Here is an 18463-nt window from a genome sequence, read left to right on the forward strand (position 1 = left end):
TGCTTCAAAAATCAAACAATCTCAAGAGTTAAAAGCTCTTGAAAGTGTTCTTTGAGGTTTTACTGTTACTAGGCTATTGTCTTTTTTATTTTTTCGCTCCGTTTAAGTTATTCTTTATAGGATTGCTTTAAAATAATTTGGGAACATTGTAACATAATGATAGTCTCCAAAGTGTAACTTATGTAACATTTCTTTTTCATTGATTTGGCTTTTGTACTTAAATCTAGCCAGATGTTGCATTCTAGTCCGTAATATAGAGATTATAAGGAGTTAATTAATTATTATTAATATTATTATTTAAGGTTTTTAAATGTAAAATGATTTGAAAATTAGATGGTTTTGGTGATAAATTTATAAATATAGATAGAGTTGTACTAATTAATAAGAGATGCTTTGACTGATATATATTAGTTTAATGAGTTTCTTATTTTATTGGAAAAAAGATAGATGCTAAAGTGACTGTAAAATTAATTTTAGATAAAATGATATAAAGAGTAAAAATGAAAGATAGTTATGCTAATTTTATAACAAAAGAACAGGGTAATGGGACAGGATTGGACCAACCCGTGATGGGGATGCTAAATGATTATTAACATTAAAGAGTTAGCACAACAAACAAAAGATATAAGAGTTCTCTATGTAGAAGATGAAGAGAGTGTAAGAGAGCAGACTTTAATGATTTTGGAGATGCTATTTAGTTCTATTGACTCTGCGTTTGATGGTGAAGATGGATGGCAGAAATATCAAAAAAGTAGTTACGATATTGTTTTTACCGATATAAGTATGCCTCGTATGGATGGGCTTGAGCTTATTCGCCATATAAAAGAGCAAGACCCTATGCAAAAAGTTGCGATTATTTCAGCATATAATACTGCTGATTATCTCTTGCAAGCTATAGAACTAGGTGCAGATGCGTTTATTTTAAAGCCTATAAATATGGATAAAATGATGTTAAGCATTAAAAAATTATCAGATGGTATTGTGGCTGCAAAATTTATGGAAAATTACAATCAACAACTGCAAGATGAGGTAGAAGAAAAAACGAAAATTATTAGAAAACAAGCTATTATAGATAAGCTTACTGGTTTACAAAATCGTTTTGCACTTAATACTATGCTTGATAATTTAGAAAAAGAGATGAGTCTTATTTTAGTGAATATTGATAACTTTGATAGTATTAATACAATTTATGGTTATGATAATGGAAATAAAGTTATACAATCTTTAGCAAAACTCATTGCCAAAAATATGCCAAAAAATTCGGAACTCTACTATATAGGTAGTGATGAATTTTGTATTGTAGCGCAAGAGATAGATGGTAAAAAAATTAAACGTTATGCACAAGATTTACAAGCAGTTGTTGCAAATTCTTTTGTTGAACTTGATGGCAATAACTTAAAAGGTACTGTTACTATATCTATATCGCAAGGAAGAGAAAATCTTTTAAAATATGCACATATCGCACTAAAAGAAGCAAAAAATAAAGGAAAAAATCGTATTGAGTTTTATGTAAAAGAGTTAAATGTTGAAAAATTACAGCGTCAGATTCAGGAGTATAGTCCTATTATTCGCCAAGCGATTGAATCTGGAAATATTCTGCCTTACTTTCAACCCATTGTTGATAATTTTACTCATAAAATTACAAAGTATGAGTGCCTAGCAAGAATAGAAGATGGTGATCAGGTTTATTCTCCTTACTATTTTATAGATATTGCAAAGATGATAGGACTTGTTTCTGAGATTACAAAAATAATGATAGATAAATCTTTTAAAATGTTTAGTGGTAATGATTATGAGTTTTCTATTAACATAACAGAAGTTGATTTGAATGACGAATATCTTTATGACTATTTTAAAGAGAAATTACAAGAGTATAACATTGATGTTTCTCGTGTTATATTAGAGGTTTTAGAGGGAGTGAGTGCGCATGGTCTTAGCAATTCATTAGAACAGCTTAAAAGATTAAAGTCATTTGGATTTACTCTTGCCATAGATGATTTTGGAACGCAAAATTCAAATTTTGAAAGAGTTAACAATATGAATGTTGATTTTATTAAAATTGATGGTGGATTTGTAAAAAATATGGCAATAGATGAAAAAAGTTACTCTATAGTGAAGACGATAAGTGAGTTTTCAAAGAGTATAGGTGCCAAGGTGATTGCAGAGTATGTGCATGATGAAGAGACACAAAAAAAAGTAGAAGAACTTGGTATAGAGTATTCACAGGGTTACTACTTTTCTGAACCTAAAAGAGACTTAGATTAAGATGAAAAATTATATTTATGAAGTCGATATTGAAGGGCTGTTCTCTCTTTTTGAAGATAGAGCTACTGAAATAGAGTCTGCAAACTCTGTTTTGATTCAAATTTTTTCAGGTCAAGTGCAAGAGGAATTTGCAAAAGTTGTTACTTTTGTTCAGGAAAGATTTGTTAATGCTGTGGTAGTTTCAGCCTCAACAGATGGTGAGATTTATAATGAAAAGGTACTTACAAATAGTACGGTTATATCAGTCTCTTTATTTAATGAAACGGAGTTAAAAAGTAAATATATTGATACCAATTCAAGTTTTGAAAATGGTGCTGTGTTTGCAAAAGAGTTAGTGACATCAAGAACAAAACTACTACTTGCTTTTACAAATGGATTAAAATGTAATGGCGAAGAGTTCTTACGAGGAATTTACTCTGTAGCTCCTCATATTATTGTTGTAGGTGGGCTCTCTGGTGATAATAGTAAATTTGAAAACTGTTTAATTGGTAAAGGTTCTGAACTTTATAATAGTGGTGCAGTAGCTGTTGCATTCGATTCTGATATTTTACAGGTAGATACCTTTTATAATTTTGGATGGAAAGGAATTGGTATTTCTCAAGAGGTTACGAAGTCTGAAAAAAATAGAGTATATACTATTGGCAATTTAACAGCAGTTGCTTTTTATGAAAAATATTTGGGCGTAGAGATTGCAGAAAAACTACCAAAAATAGGCGTAGAATTTCCTCTAATTATAGAAAAAGATCATTTAAAGATAGCAAGAGCGGTCTTAGCAAAACATGAGGATGGAAGTTTGAGTTTTGCTGGTAATATTGAACAAGGAGAGAGAGTTCGTATAGGTATTGGGGATGCCCAAGAGATAATTAATAATCCAATTACAAGTGATAAGATTAATGTAGAGGTATTTTATATCTATTCATGTATGGCTCGTCGTCGTTTTATTCCAGATCTTATAGAAAAAGAGATAGCCCCTTTTGCTGAGCTTGCACCTACGAGTGGATTTTTTACTTATGGAGAGTTTTTTACAAATGATAAACCAGAACTTTTAAATCAAACACTTACTGCAGTGGCTCTCTCTGAATCAGAAGCTATTTATACTATCAAGCATACAAATATAACAGAACCACAGAATAATATCACTCATAAAGCATTGAAAAATATACTCCATGCAACAACAGAAGAGTTATATAAAGAGACCTCTCGTATTGATGGGATCGAAAAAGAGTTACTTGTTCAAAGGGAAATAGTATCTCTTATTCAAAAAATGGCAAAGATGGCTAGTTGGGAGTTGATACTTGACAAAGAGGAAATTATTTGGTCGGTAGAGTCATATGTTATATACCAAAGAGATCCAAAGCTTGGTCCACCAACGAAAGAGGAATTTATTTACAAAATGGTACTTCCTGAATATAGAGAGAAAGTTCTTGAATTGACTCAAAATGCAAAGAATGGAGATAATTTTACACTAGAGATGAAAGTAAAAAGAGGTGATTCAAAAGTAATTACTGTTATTGATAGTGCAAAAATGATTTTTAAAGATGAAAAACCTTATAAGCTTGTAGGTATTACTATAGACTTAACAGAAATGAGAATGAAGGATGATATTATTTCACAACAATCAAAGTTAGCACAAATGGGTGAAATGGTAAATATGATAGCGCATCAATGGAGGCAACCACTTAATGCCGTGAGTGCAGCATCTATTAAATTGAGTATGCAAGATGAGATGGATTTATTAACGAGTGCAAAAGTTCAGGAGACGACGGCTTTTATTGGTGAGATGGTTCAGGAGATGTCCAAGACCATTGATGATTTTATGAACTTTACAAAACCAACAGATACTAAAGAGTCTGTATTCTTTCAAGATATTGTTGATGATATTATGCGTCTTATGCAAGCACAGTTAAAAAATCATAATATTGATTTTATAGAGGAGATAGATAAAAATTTATCTATATTGACCTATAAAAAAGATTTGGAGCATGTTTTAATCAATCTTTTTTCAAATGCTAGAGATGCTTTTGAAGGAAAAGAGATTAAAAATAAATTTATAAAACTAAAAGTTTTCTATGAAGAAAAAAATTGTATTGTTCAAGTAAGTGATAATGCAGGAGGTATATCTGCTGATGTTATTAATAGAATTTTTGATCCTTATTTTACAACAAAGGTACAGGGTAAGGGAACGGGTTTAGGTCTTTATATGAGTAAAAAGCTACTTGAGACAACGATTGATGGGGTAATAAGTGTGAATAATATTAATGATGGTGCGGAATTTAGCATTGTTATGAAGGATTGTGTGGTTTAAAATGGCGTATAATTTAAAAATATATGAAAGTTTAAATATTTTATGTGTAGAAGATGATGAAAGTATTCGTAACATTTATGATGCTATGTTTTCTCTTGTATTTAAAAATGTCTATTTGGCTGAAAATGGAAAAGAGGGATTGGAAATTTTTCAAAAAGAGAAGATAGATATAGTACTTACAGACCACTCAATGCCTGTTATGGATGGGCTTGAGATGAGTAGGAAAATACGAGAAGTTGATGCTACTATTCCTATTGTTATGATTACTGCTATTGAAAATATAAATATGTTACGAGATGCTATAGATATTCGCATAACAAGTTTTATAAAAAAGCCAATTTCTTCACAAAGTATCTTTTCTACTTTAGAGTTTGTGGCAAAATCAGTTTTGGCAGAGCGGCTTTTGGTGCAATTTCAAAAAGAAAAATTGCTTTATAGTGAGTACCAAGAGAATTTAACTTATGAAAAAGAGAGAACAATCATAAAAAATGATGTTGTGGAAAATAGATTTTTAAATTTTGAATGTGAAGTTTTTTTTCAACCACGAGATACTTTGAGTGGTGATAGTTATAGCATACGCAAAGTTGATGAAAAGAGGTATTTCGCTTTTATTGTGGATGGTATGGGCAAGGGAATCTCTGCTTCGGTAACTGCTATGATGTGTTGTGCTTATGCAAATCATATTGTAAATGAAATCATAGTTACAAAAGATGACTTTTCTCTTTCTTCATTAATTACAAGAGTTATGAAATTTTTAGCACCAAATTTGTTGGAGGATGAGGTTATCTCTGCTTCTTTCTTATTTTTTGATGGGAAAGAAGAGATAATGGAGTATGCAATGTTTTCTATGCCTGCTATGCTGTATGTAAGTAAAGAAGATAAAAATGTACATAAAATCAAATCAAATAATCCTCCTCTATCTGCATATACAAGTAGTGTAAATAGCACTCGTATAGGAGTGAATGATATAGATAAATTTTTATTTTTTAGTGATGGTGTGAATGAAAATAGCCTCAAAAAATCTCAAGATTCTTATGCAAAATTTTTACATAATGATTTTTTAGAGAGTGCCAATTTAGAAGAGTTTGAATTAAAAAGAGTAGAAAAAATTGAAGAGCAAGAGGATGATGTTACTTATATTTTTTTAAAAAATAGGAATAATTAATATGAATTTAACAGTTTTATATGCAGAAGATGATGAACGAACAAGAAAAGAGATAGGAGAAATTTTATGCCTAAAGATTCAAAAAGTGCTTACTGCAAAGGATGGGGCAGAAGCTTTAGAACTTTTCAAGAAAAATAGTGTTGATTTTGTGATTAGTGATTACAGAATGCCAAAGAGGAGTGGAAATGAGCTTTGTAGAGCAATAAAAGAGATACAACCTCAGGTGCCATTCGTTCTTTTGACTGCATTTAATGATACTGAGTTACTTACCGGTGCTATAGATGTAGGAGTAGATAAATTTTTGCAAAAACCACTTGAAATAAACCAATTTACAAATCTTTTAAAAGATGTTGAAAATAAAATAGCACTACGTCTTTCACTTGAAAAGAGTTGTGAAAAAGAGAAATCCAAACTTATTAAAAAAGCAAATTCTGATCCTATGCGGGGAATATCAAATAAAATGTTTTTATTGCAAAGGTTGGAGACTCTTTTACAATATTCACAAAGAGAAGAAGATATTATAAGTGTTATCTTTTTTGATATAGATAATTTCAAACATATTAATGGCGAATATGGTCATATGTATGCCGATAGACTCTTAGTAAAATTAACTGAGTTAGTAAAAAAACATATACGAAAAGATGATCTTTTTGGACGATGGGGTGGGGATGAGTTTGTTATTGTTGTGAAAGAGCATTCAAAAGAGGCAGTTCTAAAATTTGTAGATAAACTTTATAGAGTAATAAATGGACATAACTGGAGTGATGATATGGGGATTACTGTTACTTTAGGTGTTGCATTTAATGATGGAAAAATAGATGCAAAAGAGCTTGTGTCTCAAGCAGATTTCAAAATGTTAGAGGCAAAAAAAATGGGGAAAAATAGATGGCAAGATTAGTATTTATTTTTGCTCTTTTAGTGATTACTCTTTATGCAGATAGTATAGATAATTTACTTGGGATGATACAAAAAAAGAGTGACCTTTCGCAGAAGACAAAGCTTGCAAATAGTGGTGTCTCGTTCGTATGGACACGTGATGATTTAGATAGAATGCAAATTACAAATCTTAAACAGATTTTAAATACAGTCTATCCTTTTGGATATAATGAAAACAGATATGGTTTAGTTGATCCACTTACATATAATGCTGGTCAACCTTTTTTAAGTTCTACTGTCCGTCTTTACATTGACAATCAAGAGATAACAACGGGACTCTATGGAAGTGGTGTTTTTCTTATGGGTGATACTAACATTGACTGGGTTGATCATATAGAAATATATACAGAAAATCCAACATATGAATATGCAACAGAATCAACGGTAACACTCATAAAACTCTACACTAAAAGTGTAGCTAAAGATGAGGGAAGTATGTTAAAAGTTGCAGGGGGAAGTTATGGTGCATCAACTTTAGACGGCTATAATGCTGGTTATGTTAATGATTGGTCATATTTTGTATTTGGACTTGCTTCAAATGATAAAAGAGAAAAACACTATAGTTACACAACAGAGCTGTCACGAAATAAAAAGTTGACTAGCGTGGTAGGAACTCTTCATAAGGGTACTACAAATATACTCTTAACTGCATTCACTCAAGATAGAGATGGTTTTATGAATGCAAGTTTAGATGCTACACCAGAAAAATCAAAACTTTATTCAGAGTATATACATCTTGGAATTGATTCTAAGATAAATAATTTCTCTTATCTTTTAACTACGAGTTATACAAAAACAAAAGCTGAGATGTTAGATAATGTAACGCCTATATCTTCAGCACCATATTATGGCATGTTTCCCATAAAATCTACACAAACAGATACACGTTCCTATGTATTGACAGGGGAAGTAAAATACAAATACCATAAAGAGAACAATACCCTTTTGACTGGTCTTAAATATAGAACCAAAAGAGCAAAATGGGATAAAGCTCTCCTTAATGGTATTAATATGGCAGAAAATGATAATACACGAGTACAAAATATAGCAACTGCATATGTCGAAAATCAATATGCACTCCATAAAAACTCTATTTTTACTTTGGGTGCAGAGTATCAAAGGATAGAAAATAGAGATACCGTACAAAATGACAATTTACTTATGTATAGAGTAGGGCATACATATACAACAGATAATTGGACAATGAAAACTTTTTATTCACATACACTCTCTACTTTAGAACCATATCTTGTAAAATCATTTGCATTTACAGCACATCCTCTCTCTTACTATAAACCTTCACAAAATGATACACTTGTAGAAGATATATTATATGAGAAAAAAAATAATAAGTATGAGTTGATTGTTGATTATACACAAGGAAAAGATTACTACATTCCTTTAGATGCTGGAAAAATAGTTAACTATGACAAAATACTAAAAATGGGTGGAGTTGAAGCACGATGGACGCACTTTTATCATGGTTGTGATAAGTTTTTTGTACAAGGAGGATATAGAGTTATATATAATACTCCTAAAGAATATTTTACTACTCTTAAACAATATAGAGCAGTTGTTAGAAATATTAATACTTTTGATAAATTTGATATTTTTAATGAATTGATATACGATAGAAATAATGTCTCAAATAAAGATTTTTATAATTATAGTGCAGGGGTGCAGTATAACTATAGCAATAGTTTTACTTTTGCTATAAAAGGGGTAAATCTTTTTGATGATGCAAGAACAACTAACTATGCACGAACAAATCCTATAACATTTCAATCAGAAAAAGAGCTGAATATATCACCAATTGATAGAGAGATACAAATAAGTGTGAAGTGGATTTTTTAATGAAATTTTTATTTTTATTACTAACGCTTTTTGTCTCTTTATATGCGGATGTCTATACACAAAAGTTATATGAGACTGTTTTAGGTTCAATTTTTAAAGAGAGACCAATTGTTGTTTTTGCTACGGGTGATGTAAAGGCTACACTGCAAAATAGTAAAATGTTTGATGTAGTTGGCAATTGCAAAAATGCTGTTGTAGCAGTTATTGGAAATGACACAAGTTTAGAACAGAGATGTAAAAATATACCAATATTTGCGACGACACATAGAAATTATATGCGCATTTTAAATGCTTTTGGAGCGTTTTATTGGAGAAAAGGGCGTCCACAAATTCATTTTAGAGAGGGAGAATTAAAGATGTTTCATCTTCATTTGTCTCATGATTTACAAAGGTTTATAGATGAATAATAATGTTTTTTTTAAGAAGAGTTTTTATATAACTTATGTGACAGTAATTGTACTTATTGTAGGTGCTTTTTATATCTTTAAAATATTTGATAAGACAAGTAGTGATATAGAGAGATTAACACTCCAATCTAATATTGAATATATTAATAATATCACAAATAATCTTGCTAATTTGATAAACAAAAAAACAGATATGCAACTTGTAAATAGTTTAAAAATAAGTAAGGTATTAAGAAGAAGTTTGGAAGAAAACTTAGGGATGTTTAGAACGAAGCGATATAAATATATTTATGTTGTGCAAAAGTTACCAAACACAGAGAAATTTTGCTTTTTACTCGATGGAGCAAAAAAAGATAAAAGTGGTTTTTTAGAAATTTTTCAACCTTTTAATATTCAAGAGTGGTTAGAGGTGTACAAGACAAAAAAACCACGTTACTTTAAACATCGAAATATTAAAAGTTTATGGCTGACTTACCTCAAACCTATTGTGCAACACAATAAAGTTGTTGGAATTATTGCCATAGATTTTTCGTTGAATGAGTATAATTATATGCACAATACACTAGATGATCTCTCGTTTAGTATAAAGATTTTTATGAGTTTGTTGTTATTTGTTTTTATTGTTGTTTTAATTTTTGTATTTATAGATAAAAAACGGGTTTATTTACTTAAAAAACAGGCAAAAGAGATTCAAAACTTTAATATTACGCTACAAAAAAAGATAGATGAAGAGGTAATAAAAAATAGAGAAAAAGATAAACAGATCTTAGAACAGTCGCGTTTAGCACAGATGGGAGAGATGATAGGAATGATTGCACATCAATGGCGACAGCCCATTAATGCTATTAGTGCAGCAAGTATTACTATAAATATGCGAGCACAGATGGATACACTAGATCCAAAAAGTACGATAGAACTTGCAGATAAAATAGGGGAGCTGACGCAACATCTTAGTAAAACTATTGATGATTTTAGAAATTTTTTCAAAGATACAAAAGAGAAACAAGATATGACTTATGATGAGTTGGTTATTTCTACACTTGATATTGTTGGCGTATCGGTTCAAAATAAAAATATTACTATCATAACAGATATACAAAGCGATATAGTTTTTTGTACTTATGTTAATGAGTTAAAGCAGGTGTTATTAAATCTTATAAAAAATGCAGAAGATGTACTAGAGGAGAAGAAGATAAAAAATGCTTTTATTAAAATCGAAGCTGTAGAAAATCGTTTAATTGTTCGAGATAATGGTGGAGGAATACCTGAAGATATTATTCAGAAAATATTTAATCCATACTTTTCAACAAAAACACTGAATGGAACAGGTCTTGGACTTTACATGAGTAAGACAATCGTTGAAAATCATTGTGGAGGTACAATTAGTGTAACAAACGATGCTGAGGGTGCAGTTTTTTGTGTTGTGTTGCCTAGTACATAGTTTTTTATTTAATTAAAATGCAAAAGTTAGTCATTAAGTAAAAGTTGATATAATCCTAAAAATTAAAATTGAAAAAAAGAGGTTTAATATGAGCTATGCAGCTTTATTTGAAGATGAAGAAGATATTTTTGGTGGTTCACCAAGATCAAAATTTATGGATGTAGTTTTTAATGCAAACAATGATATTGTACGTCAAGAACTAGAGAATTTTATAGAAAAAGTTGCGGTGATGGAACTGATGCTAGAAGAGCATGTTGGTGAAGATATTGATAAAGCAGTAGATACTTATAGAGCTACACATCTTGATGATGCAAGTACAAAAACAAAAAGTCTTTATGTTGAGCTAATGGGGACTGTTCTTTCTCAAAGTGAATAGTCATTGCGTACGCTAAGTAGAATTTTATTGGTACTGCTATTTTTTAGCAGTGCTATTTTTGCAAATAATTATGTTTATACGAAAGAAATTTCGCTAAAAAAGGATGAGCAAAAGAAAATTCTTGTAAAATACGATTCCAGAGAGAAACTTTTTAAATTTAGTTGGACTTTATATATAAATGGTGGCTTAGTTATGCATCGTTCATACGATAAAATTGTGGCACAAAATATTTTATATTTGAATGGTAAAAATCAGAGTTTCAAGCTAGAACTTGTGACGCGTGGTGCAAATTACTATGAACCACCTTATGTGCTAGTTAAATTTAAAGAGTTTAATGCTCAAAAAAACGAAGCGGTGTTTCAACTGTTCTTACATGATAAAAACAGCGAAATTAAGTGGAAGTTTTTGAAAAATAGATAAAAGATGAGATGAATGCAACGAGTAGAAAAAGAGATACAAAGACTAATAACAGAGTGTGACTATGATGAAGTGACACGGCTTTTTAATATGCTGAGCGGTGGTAAAAGACTCCGTGCTAAGCTAATCTTAAAGATTGCAGCAGAACATAAAGATGCTCCTCTTCTGGCTGCGATTGTTGAACTCATTCACGCAGCTTCACTACTGCACGATGATGTAATAGATGAAGCTGATACACGTAGAGGCATGGCATCTGTAAACGCAACTGATGGCAGTAAAACTGCTGTTATGCTTGGAGATATTTTATACTCAAAAGCCTTTACCGAACTTGTTGCATTTGACAAAGATGTCGCACAAACCATAGCAGCGTCTGTTACGGCACTCTCCAAGGGTGAAATGATGGATGTTAAGATGGCTGAAGAGTTTAATGTTGATGAAGAGAAGTATCTTAATATGCTCTATCTTAAAACAGCAACACTCATCGAAGCGGCTGCGAAGGCTGCTGCCCTTTTAGTTGCAAAAGATGCCGAAGCTCACGCGCTGTATGGTAGAAATCTTGGACTCTCTTTTCAGATCATAGATGATATTTTAGACATTACTGCTGATGAAGAGAGTCTTGGTAAACCTGCTATGAATGATTTTGTAGAGGGAAAATGTACGCTACCATATATATATCTTCATCAACTACTTGATGAGAATGAAAAAGCAAGATTGCTTTCATCGCATGCAAAGAAAATAGATAAGAATGAAACGCAATGGATACAAGATAAAATGAGTGAATATAAAACGATTGAAAAATCTTTTGTTTTAGCACAGAAGCTCTCTGATGAAGCAAAAGAGGCCTTGTCAAATGATGAAGCCTTGGTCAATATACTTGATACTATGATAAAAAGAAGTTATTAATGCACTATTTAATAGTTAGTTTTTCACATAAAAACAGTGATATAGAACTTAGAGAAAAATTTACGTATACAAATGAAGAGAAAGAGGGATGTCTTAAAAGACTTATACAAGCACCTTCAATAAGTGAAGCGATACTTTTGGCAACATGTAATCGTATGGAAATATATGTATGCTGTAGCGATGTTGATGATGCTCTGCAACATATGATGACACTTCTAACATATAAAGGTGGTATCTCTCCGGAGTACATCAAAAAAACAGCAGAAATAGTTGATGATAGTAGTGCTATTCACCATCTTTTTGCGGTGGCGAGTTCTATTGACTCTATGGTTGTTGGTGAAACACAAATTGCTGGTCAGTTAAAGGATGCTTATAAATTTGCACACGATAGAAAATATTGTGATAAAAAGATGTCTAGAGCACTCTCCCATGCTTTTAAATGTGCAGCAAAAGTAAGAAATCATACAGATATATCTTCTAAACCAGTTTCCGTTGCTTCTGTCGCAATTAGTCAAATAAAAGCAAAAGTGGGTGATCTGAAAAATAAAAAGGCACTTGTTATTGGTGTTGGTGAAATGAGTGAAATCTGTGCAAAACATCTTGTCTCTGACGGAGTTGAGACTTATATAACAAATAGAACCAGAAAAAAAGCAGAAACTTTAGCAAGTGAGTGTCAGGCAAAAGTATATGAATTTGGTAATTTAGATAAAGCTATAAATGAATTTGACATAATTTTTACAGCTACAAGTGCTCCATACCCAATTATTACGAGTGACCTAGTAGAAAGGACTGCGTTTAAGCGTTTTTGGTTTGATATGGCAATTCCTCGTGATATTGATATTAAAAAACAGGATGATATTGAACTTTTTGTTGTTGATGATATTAAAAATATTGTTGATGCAAACAGAGCTGATCGAGAACAGTATGTCAGACAAGCACATGGAATTGTAGGCCGAGGTGTTGTAGAATTTTTTGAATGGCTTGATGCACTTAATGTTGAACCTTTAATAAAAGAGATATATCAAAAAGCAGATGATGCTGTAGATGTTGAAACGCAGCGGGCACTGAAAAAAGGTTTTATACCAAAAGAGTGTGAGTATGAGGCAAAAAAAATGGCACAACAGGCCATTAAAAGATTTTTGCATGATATGACAAAAAAAATGAGAGAGGCTTCTCATGAAGCTAAAAGTGATACAGTTACGGGTGCTATGCAGTATATGCTTAATGATGCACACGATAATATTCCAGATCAATATAAACATCACATAAAGGATTAGAGTTTGAGAAGAAGTAGAGCATTTATTCCAACATCAAAAGAGGCACCATCTGATGCAACACTGCCAAGCCATATATTTTTAGCTCGTGCAGGTTTTATCACACAAGTTGCAGCAGGACTTTATAACTATCTTCCTTTAGCAAAGCGTGTTATTAGAAAAATAGAAAACATTGTAAATGAAGAGATGGTAAAAGTAGGAGCGCAAGAGGTTGAACTCTCATTTGTGACACCTGCTGATTTATGGGCAGAGAGTGGAAGAATAGAGAAGTTTGGAAAAGAGCTGCTGCGTTTCAAAGACAGAAAAAACAATCTTTTTGTTCTTGGACCAACACATGAAGAGATGATGGTCGATTTGGTTCGCAATCGTGTTACTTCATATAAAAATCTGCCACTAAATCTCTACCAAATAAAGACTAAATTTCGTGATGAAGCGCGTCCTCGTTTTGGGTTAATGCGTGGTCGTGAATTTATTATGAAAGATGCTTACTCTTTTCATGCTTCTACTGAAGATTTAGATCGTGAATTTGAAGCTATGGAAGCAGCTTATAAAAAAATACTCACTCGTTTAGGTCTTGATTTTAGAGTTGTTGAAGCAGATAGTGGGGCTATTGGTGGGAGTGGTTCTAAAGAACTTATGGTTATTGCAGACAGTGGAGAAGATACCATTGCAATCTGTTCAAAATGTGAATATGGTGCAAATATTGAAGCTGCTTCAAGAAGTGCGAGAGCCTTAGTTCCTGAAGCTCCAGTTGCTGATTTTAATAAATTTTTAACACCAGATACAAAGACAATAGATGAACTAGCTGAGTTTTTTAAAGTTGATCCATATTATACTGTTAAATGTGTCGCTAAAAGGGTAGTGTATGAAGATGAAAGTGAAATCGTGCTTTTCTTTGTACGGGGATGTGATAACCTGCAAGAGGTAAAAGCTCTAAACGCAACAGAAGCTCTTGATATTGTAGATGTTACAGAGGAAGAACTTAAAGAGCTAGGTTTAGAACCTGGATTTATTGGTCCACTTGATCAAGTAAAAGCAAAACATGTCATAGACAGTGACTTAAAAGGTGCTACAAATATGATTTGTGGTGCGAATGAAGATGGTTACCATTTTATAGGTGTTGATATGTCTATTTTAGATGATGTTGTTTACTTTGCTGATATCGCAGAAGTAAATGAAGGAGATATTTGTCCATATTGTGATGGAAAACTCTCATTTACAAAAGGTATAGAAGTTGGGCATATATTTAAACTAGGAACAACGTACTCAAAACCACTTAAAGCAGAATTTTTAGATGAGAATGGAAAAAGTCAGCCTTTTATTATGGGAACATATGGTATGGGTATTTCTCGTTTAGTGGCTTCTGTAATTGAGCAACATCATGATGAGAGTGGCTGTATTTGGACAAAAGAGACAGCACCTTATATGGTAAATATTATGATAAGTAACATTAAAGATGAAGCACAAGTAGAAGCTGGTGAAGCACTTTATGAACAACTGCAAAACGCAAATATTGAAGTAATGCTTGATGATAGAAAAGAGCGTTTTGGATTTAAAATGAAAGATGCAGAACTTATTGGTTTTCCATATACTGTGATTGTTGGAAAAGAGCTTGTTGATGGTAATGTACAACTCTTTGATAGAGCTACAAAGACAAAAGAGAGTATGAGCGTTGCAGATATTTTTGATAAATTGATGGAATTTATTTAGATGCTCTATTTTTTACTTTATCTCTTTTTAGAAGTCCTTGTCTCTGTCAATATCTCTTCAGAGATTGGTGGACTTGCTACATTTTTAGAGATACTCTTCACTGCGTTTATAGGAATGTCAATTTTAGTAAATTTTAGAACAACTCTTATGGAAAATATGAGAGCTGTTTCGTTTAGTTGTATTGATCTTGAAGAGTTTCAAAGATTAAATCTTTTTACACTGATTGGTGCTATTTTACTTATTATTCCTGGATTTTTGACCGATATTATAGGTGCTTTAATGCAGTTTAGTGTCATTACGAGTATGATTGTTAACCGTTATAATGTAAAATCCAATAATAATTGTAAGGCTTCTTATAATGAAAAAATTAATAAACAAAAGGATTCAGATGTCATTGATGTGGAAATTATTGGCGACGACTCTACTACTAAGTAGTTTAGCGTACGCACAGAGTGCTAGCGATAATGTATCAGATTTTTTAGAAGATCAATTTAGCTCAAATGAAAGACTTAAAAGTGTTGATGTAAAAATAGATAGTGTTGTACCTGTAAAAGAGGTAAAAGGCTGGAATGCCTATATTGTCGATGTGAAAGCTGTGCTTAAACAGAGACCTAAGAAAACCATTAATCAAAAAATGATTTGGTTCTCTAATGGTGATGTTATCACAAAAGATTTAGTAGATTTAAAATCAGGACAAAATTTACTAGAAGTAGTTAAACCACAATTTAAAGATGCATACTATAGACCTGAAAACCTTATTTATGGAAATAAAGATGCCGAACATAAGATAGTCATCTTTTCAGACCCGTTATGTCCATTTTGTAAAGGTTTTGTTCCAGGAGCATTACAAAACTTGAAAAAAGAGCCAAATAAATTTGCAGTTTATTACTATCACTTCCCACTATTGCGTTTACATCCTGCTTCTGGAACCTTGGTAAAAGCTGCTGTTGCAGCTGAATTACAAGGTGTGAAAAATGTTATTTTAAGACTTTATACAGTGAAAGTTAATCCACGAGAAAAAGATGTAAATAAAATTCTTGCTGCGTTTAATAAAGTTGAGGGAACAAATATTACTGTTGCAGATATTAATTCAGAGGCTGTTAAAAAGCAGACGAAAAATGATGTTGATGTCGCACGTGACTTGATGGTTGCTGGGACTCCTACTGTTTATCTTGATGGCAAAATAGACAATACTAAGAAAAAATATTTGAAAGTAAAATAATGCAAAAACTTACAATAGCAACCCGTGTATCAGATTTGGCTCTTTGGCAAGCATATCATGTCAAAGATAGAATTGAAAAAAGTTATCCTGATATAGAAGTGGTACTTAATAAAATTGTTAGTAATGGTGATAAAGTTTTGGATAAGCCACTTGCACTTATAGGCGGTAAAGGACACTTTACAAAAGAACTTGAGGATGAGATGCTTGCAGGAAATGCTGAACTTGCAGTGCATAGTCTTAAAGATGTGCCTACATATATGCCAGAGGGTTTAGAGCTTATTGCTGTGACACAAAGACAGGATCAGAGTGATGTCTTTTTATCACACACTTATGCTAGCTTAGAAGATTTACCGCAGGGTGCTGTTGTTGGAACAACAAGTCTGAGAAGACGTATGCAACTCTTACAAAAGCGTCCAGATTTGAAAGTGGAAGATTTACGAGGTAATGTAAATACAAGACTTAGAAAACTAAAAGAGGGACAGTATGATGCCATTATCCTTGCATGGATAGGTCTTCATAGACTTGATTTGTTAAAAGATATTCCATTTACACAAAAACTTTCACTAGATATGATGATACCTCCAATGGGTCAAGCTGCTCTTGGTATTGAAATAGTTAGCAATAATGAAAAAGTAAGAGAGATCGCACTTACTCTTAAAGATGAAGATACTTTTATCTGTACAAAGCTTGAGCGTGAATTTATTTCTGCTATTGGTGCAGGTTGTTCTGCGCCTGTAGCGTGTAATGCCGTTATAAATGCAGGAGAGATTACATTTAGAGTGATGCTTGGGTTTGCTGATGGAACACATATTATGCAAGAGAGAGTTGTTGTAAATGTGAGTCAAGCAGAGGGGCTAGGTACAAAAATTGCAAAAGAGATGATAGAGAATGGTGCTTTAAAACTGCTTGAAGATGCTCAAAATGCTGCGTTTAAAGATGCAATGCCACAACGTCTGTAATGAATACTCTTACACTTACTAAACAGAAAATTTTTGATAATAAAAAAAGAGTTTTTGCTTATGAACTTATATTTAAAGAAGATTCGGATAGCTTAAGTGGGCTTACCTCTCATCTTAAAGAGGCGTCTCAGCTTATTGTCCACGCTATCTCTAATGAGGAACTTAATAAATTAATAGGACATGAAAGCAAGGTTTTTATTAATGTTGATGATGCGACTTTGACAAAGGGCATTTTAGATGTATTGGACAATAAGAGATTTATTTTAAATATATTAGAAGATATTGAGTTAAATGATCATGTTGTTAGTAAGATAATACAGTATAAAAAGCGTGGATTTAGCATATCTTTAGAACATTTTGATTCTAGTGCAGATATGATTAAAAAATTTGCCAGACTATTTAATTTTATTGATATTATTAAAATGGATATTATTCTCTCACAACCACAAAATTTAGAAAACTTGGTAAAAAAATTTCGAAATACAAGAATAAAACTTGTAGCTCAAAATATTGAAACGCAAGAAGATTATGACTACTGTTTGAATATGGGAATGGATTATTTTCAGGGATATTATCTTGATAAACCTCAAACGATTGAACTAGCAGAACAAAAAGAACCGTTGCAATTTATAATTTTACAGCTTATAAAAATCATTAAAGATGATAACTCAACAGAATCTCTTGAGAGTTTTATTCGACAACAGCCGGATTTATCCTATAAATTGGTTGCTTTTTTTAATAATATGAAAAAATTTGATGTAAAAATTGAATCATTAACACAAGTAATTACGTTAATGGGAAGAGCAAAACTTTTACGATGGTTATTGGTTTATCTTTATTCCGAAGCTTCTTCAAATCCTGCATCAAAAAGTATACTTGAACTCGCTCTTAAAAGAGCGCAGCGTATGGAAGATGAAGCAGCCCCAGAGTATAAAAACAAAGCTTATTTAGCTGGTATGTTTTCAATGTTAGATTCGATATTTGAAACAGATATGCGAGAGTTGATGAATCATCTTGATATGGACAGAGATATACGCTCTTTGGTACTAGAACGCAAGGGTATTTTTGCCGGAAGTTTAATGCGGGCAGAAGAGGCAGAAAAAGAGTATTTAAAAAAAATAATGCTTGCAAATTTTGATAAACTTAACGCAAATGACTTAATCATTACACTTGAAGAGAATGGTATAGAAATAGACAAGAACCGGTTTTAGATTTTTTACAAAACAACT

General features: G+C 31.9%; 16 protein-coding genes. All 16 read left to right on the forward strand.

The window, feature by feature from the left end:
* Window positions 1–582 precede the first annotated feature (582 nt).
* Complete coding sequence (locus MV589_RS07400) at window positions 583–2265, forward strand: two-component system response regulator (RefSeq protein WP_297433448.1); 1683 nt, start codon at window positions 583–585, stop codon at window positions 2263–2265.
* A 1-nt stretch (window position 2266) separates the two neighbouring features.
* Complete coding sequence (locus tag MV589_RS07405) at window positions 2267–4570, forward strand: FIST N-terminal domain-containing protein (RefSeq protein ID WP_297433449.1); 2304 nt, start codon at window positions 2267–2269, stop codon at window positions 4568–4570.
* A 1-nt stretch (window position 4571) separates the two neighbouring features.
* Entirely contained in the window at window positions 4572–5735 is a 1164-nt protein-coding gene (locus MV589_RS07410) for a response regulator (RefSeq protein WP_297433450.1), read from the forward strand.
* 1 nt (window position 5736) lies between these two features.
* A complete protein-coding gene (locus tag MV589_RS07415) occupies window positions 5737–6633 on the forward strand; it encodes a diguanylate cyclase (RefSeq protein ID WP_297433451.1) in 897 nt (298 codons plus the stop codon).
* Window positions 6621–8525, forward strand: a complete 1905-nt coding sequence (locus MV589_RS07420; RefSeq protein ID WP_297433453.1) for a TonB-dependent receptor — start codon at window positions 6621–6623, stop codon at window positions 8523–8525. The genes MV589_RS07415 and MV589_RS07420 overlap by 13 nt, the downstream gene beginning before the upstream one ends.
* A complete protein-coding gene (locus tag MV589_RS07425; RefSeq protein ID WP_297433456.1) occupies window positions 8525–8932 on the forward strand; it encodes a hypothetical protein in 408 nt (135 codons plus the stop codon). The genes MV589_RS07420 and MV589_RS07425 overlap by 1 nt, the downstream gene beginning before the upstream one ends.
* Window positions 8925–10373 carry a sensor histidine kinase gene (locus MV589_RS07430; protein ID WP_297433458.1) on the forward strand — a complete coding sequence of 483 codons (1449 nt, stop codon included), beginning with the start codon at window positions 8925–8927 and terminating at the stop codon, window positions 10371–10373. The genes MV589_RS07425 and MV589_RS07430 overlap by 8 nt, the downstream gene beginning before the upstream one ends.
* Before the next feature lie 88 nt (window positions 10374–10461).
* The gene (locus MV589_RS07435) at window positions 10462–10749 is read left to right on the forward strand and encodes a DUF2018 family protein (RefSeq protein WP_297433460.1); all 288 of its coding nucleotides are present in this window, start codon (window positions 10462–10464) and stop codon (window positions 10747–10749) included.
* A gap of 27 nt (window positions 10750–10776) precedes the next feature.
* A complete protein-coding gene (locus MV589_RS07440; protein ID WP_297433461.1) occupies window positions 10777–11169 on the forward strand; it encodes a hypothetical protein in 393 nt (130 codons plus the stop codon).
* A gap of 12 nt (window positions 11170–11181) precedes the next feature.
* The gene (locus MV589_RS07445) at window positions 11182–12069 is read left to right on the forward strand and encodes a polyprenyl synthetase family protein (protein ID WP_297433463.1); all 888 of its coding nucleotides are present in this window, start codon (window positions 11182–11184) and stop codon (window positions 12067–12069) included.
* Window positions 12069–13346 (forward strand): glutamyl-tRNA reductase, encoded by a 1278-nt coding sequence (gene hemA / locus MV589_RS07450; protein WP_297433466.1) that lies wholly within the window; start codon window positions 12069–12071, stop codon window positions 13344–13346. The genes MV589_RS07445 and hemA overlap by 1 nt, the downstream gene beginning before the upstream one ends.
* A 3-nt stretch (window positions 13347–13349) precedes the next feature.
* Complete coding sequence (locus MV589_RS07455; protein WP_297433468.1) at window positions 13350–15053, forward strand: proline--tRNA ligase; 1704 nt, start codon at window positions 13350–13352, stop codon at window positions 15051–15053.
* Window positions 15054–15488: an FxsA family protein gene (locus tag MV589_RS07460; protein WP_297433470.1), complete on the forward strand. Its 435-nt coding sequence runs from the start codon at window positions 15054–15056 to the stop codon at window positions 15486–15488.
* Entirely contained in the window at window positions 15442–16275 is an 834-nt protein-coding gene (locus MV589_RS07465) for a DsbA family protein (protein WP_297433472.1), read from the forward strand. Before MV589_RS07460 ends, MV589_RS07465 begins: the two co-directional genes overlap by 47 nt.
* Complete coding sequence (hemC, locus tag MV589_RS07470) at window positions 16275–17234, forward strand: hydroxymethylbilane synthase (protein WP_297433474.1); 960 nt, start codon at window positions 16275–16277, stop codon at window positions 17232–17234. The genes MV589_RS07465 and hemC overlap by 1 nt, the downstream gene beginning before the upstream one ends.
* On the forward strand, window positions 17234–18445 hold the full coding sequence (locus MV589_RS07475) for an EAL and HDOD domain-containing protein (protein ID WP_297433476.1): 1212 nt from the start codon (window positions 17234–17236) through the stop codon (window positions 18443–18445). Before hemC ends, MV589_RS07475 begins: the two co-directional genes overlap by 1 nt.
* The last annotated feature ends 18 nt before the right edge of the window (window positions 18446–18463 follow it).

Origin of the sequence: Sulfurimonas sp., assembly GCF_026991475.1 — a bacterium.
Classification (GTDB): Bacteria; Campylobacterota; Campylobacteria; order Campylobacterales; family Sulfurimonadaceae; genus Sulfurimonas.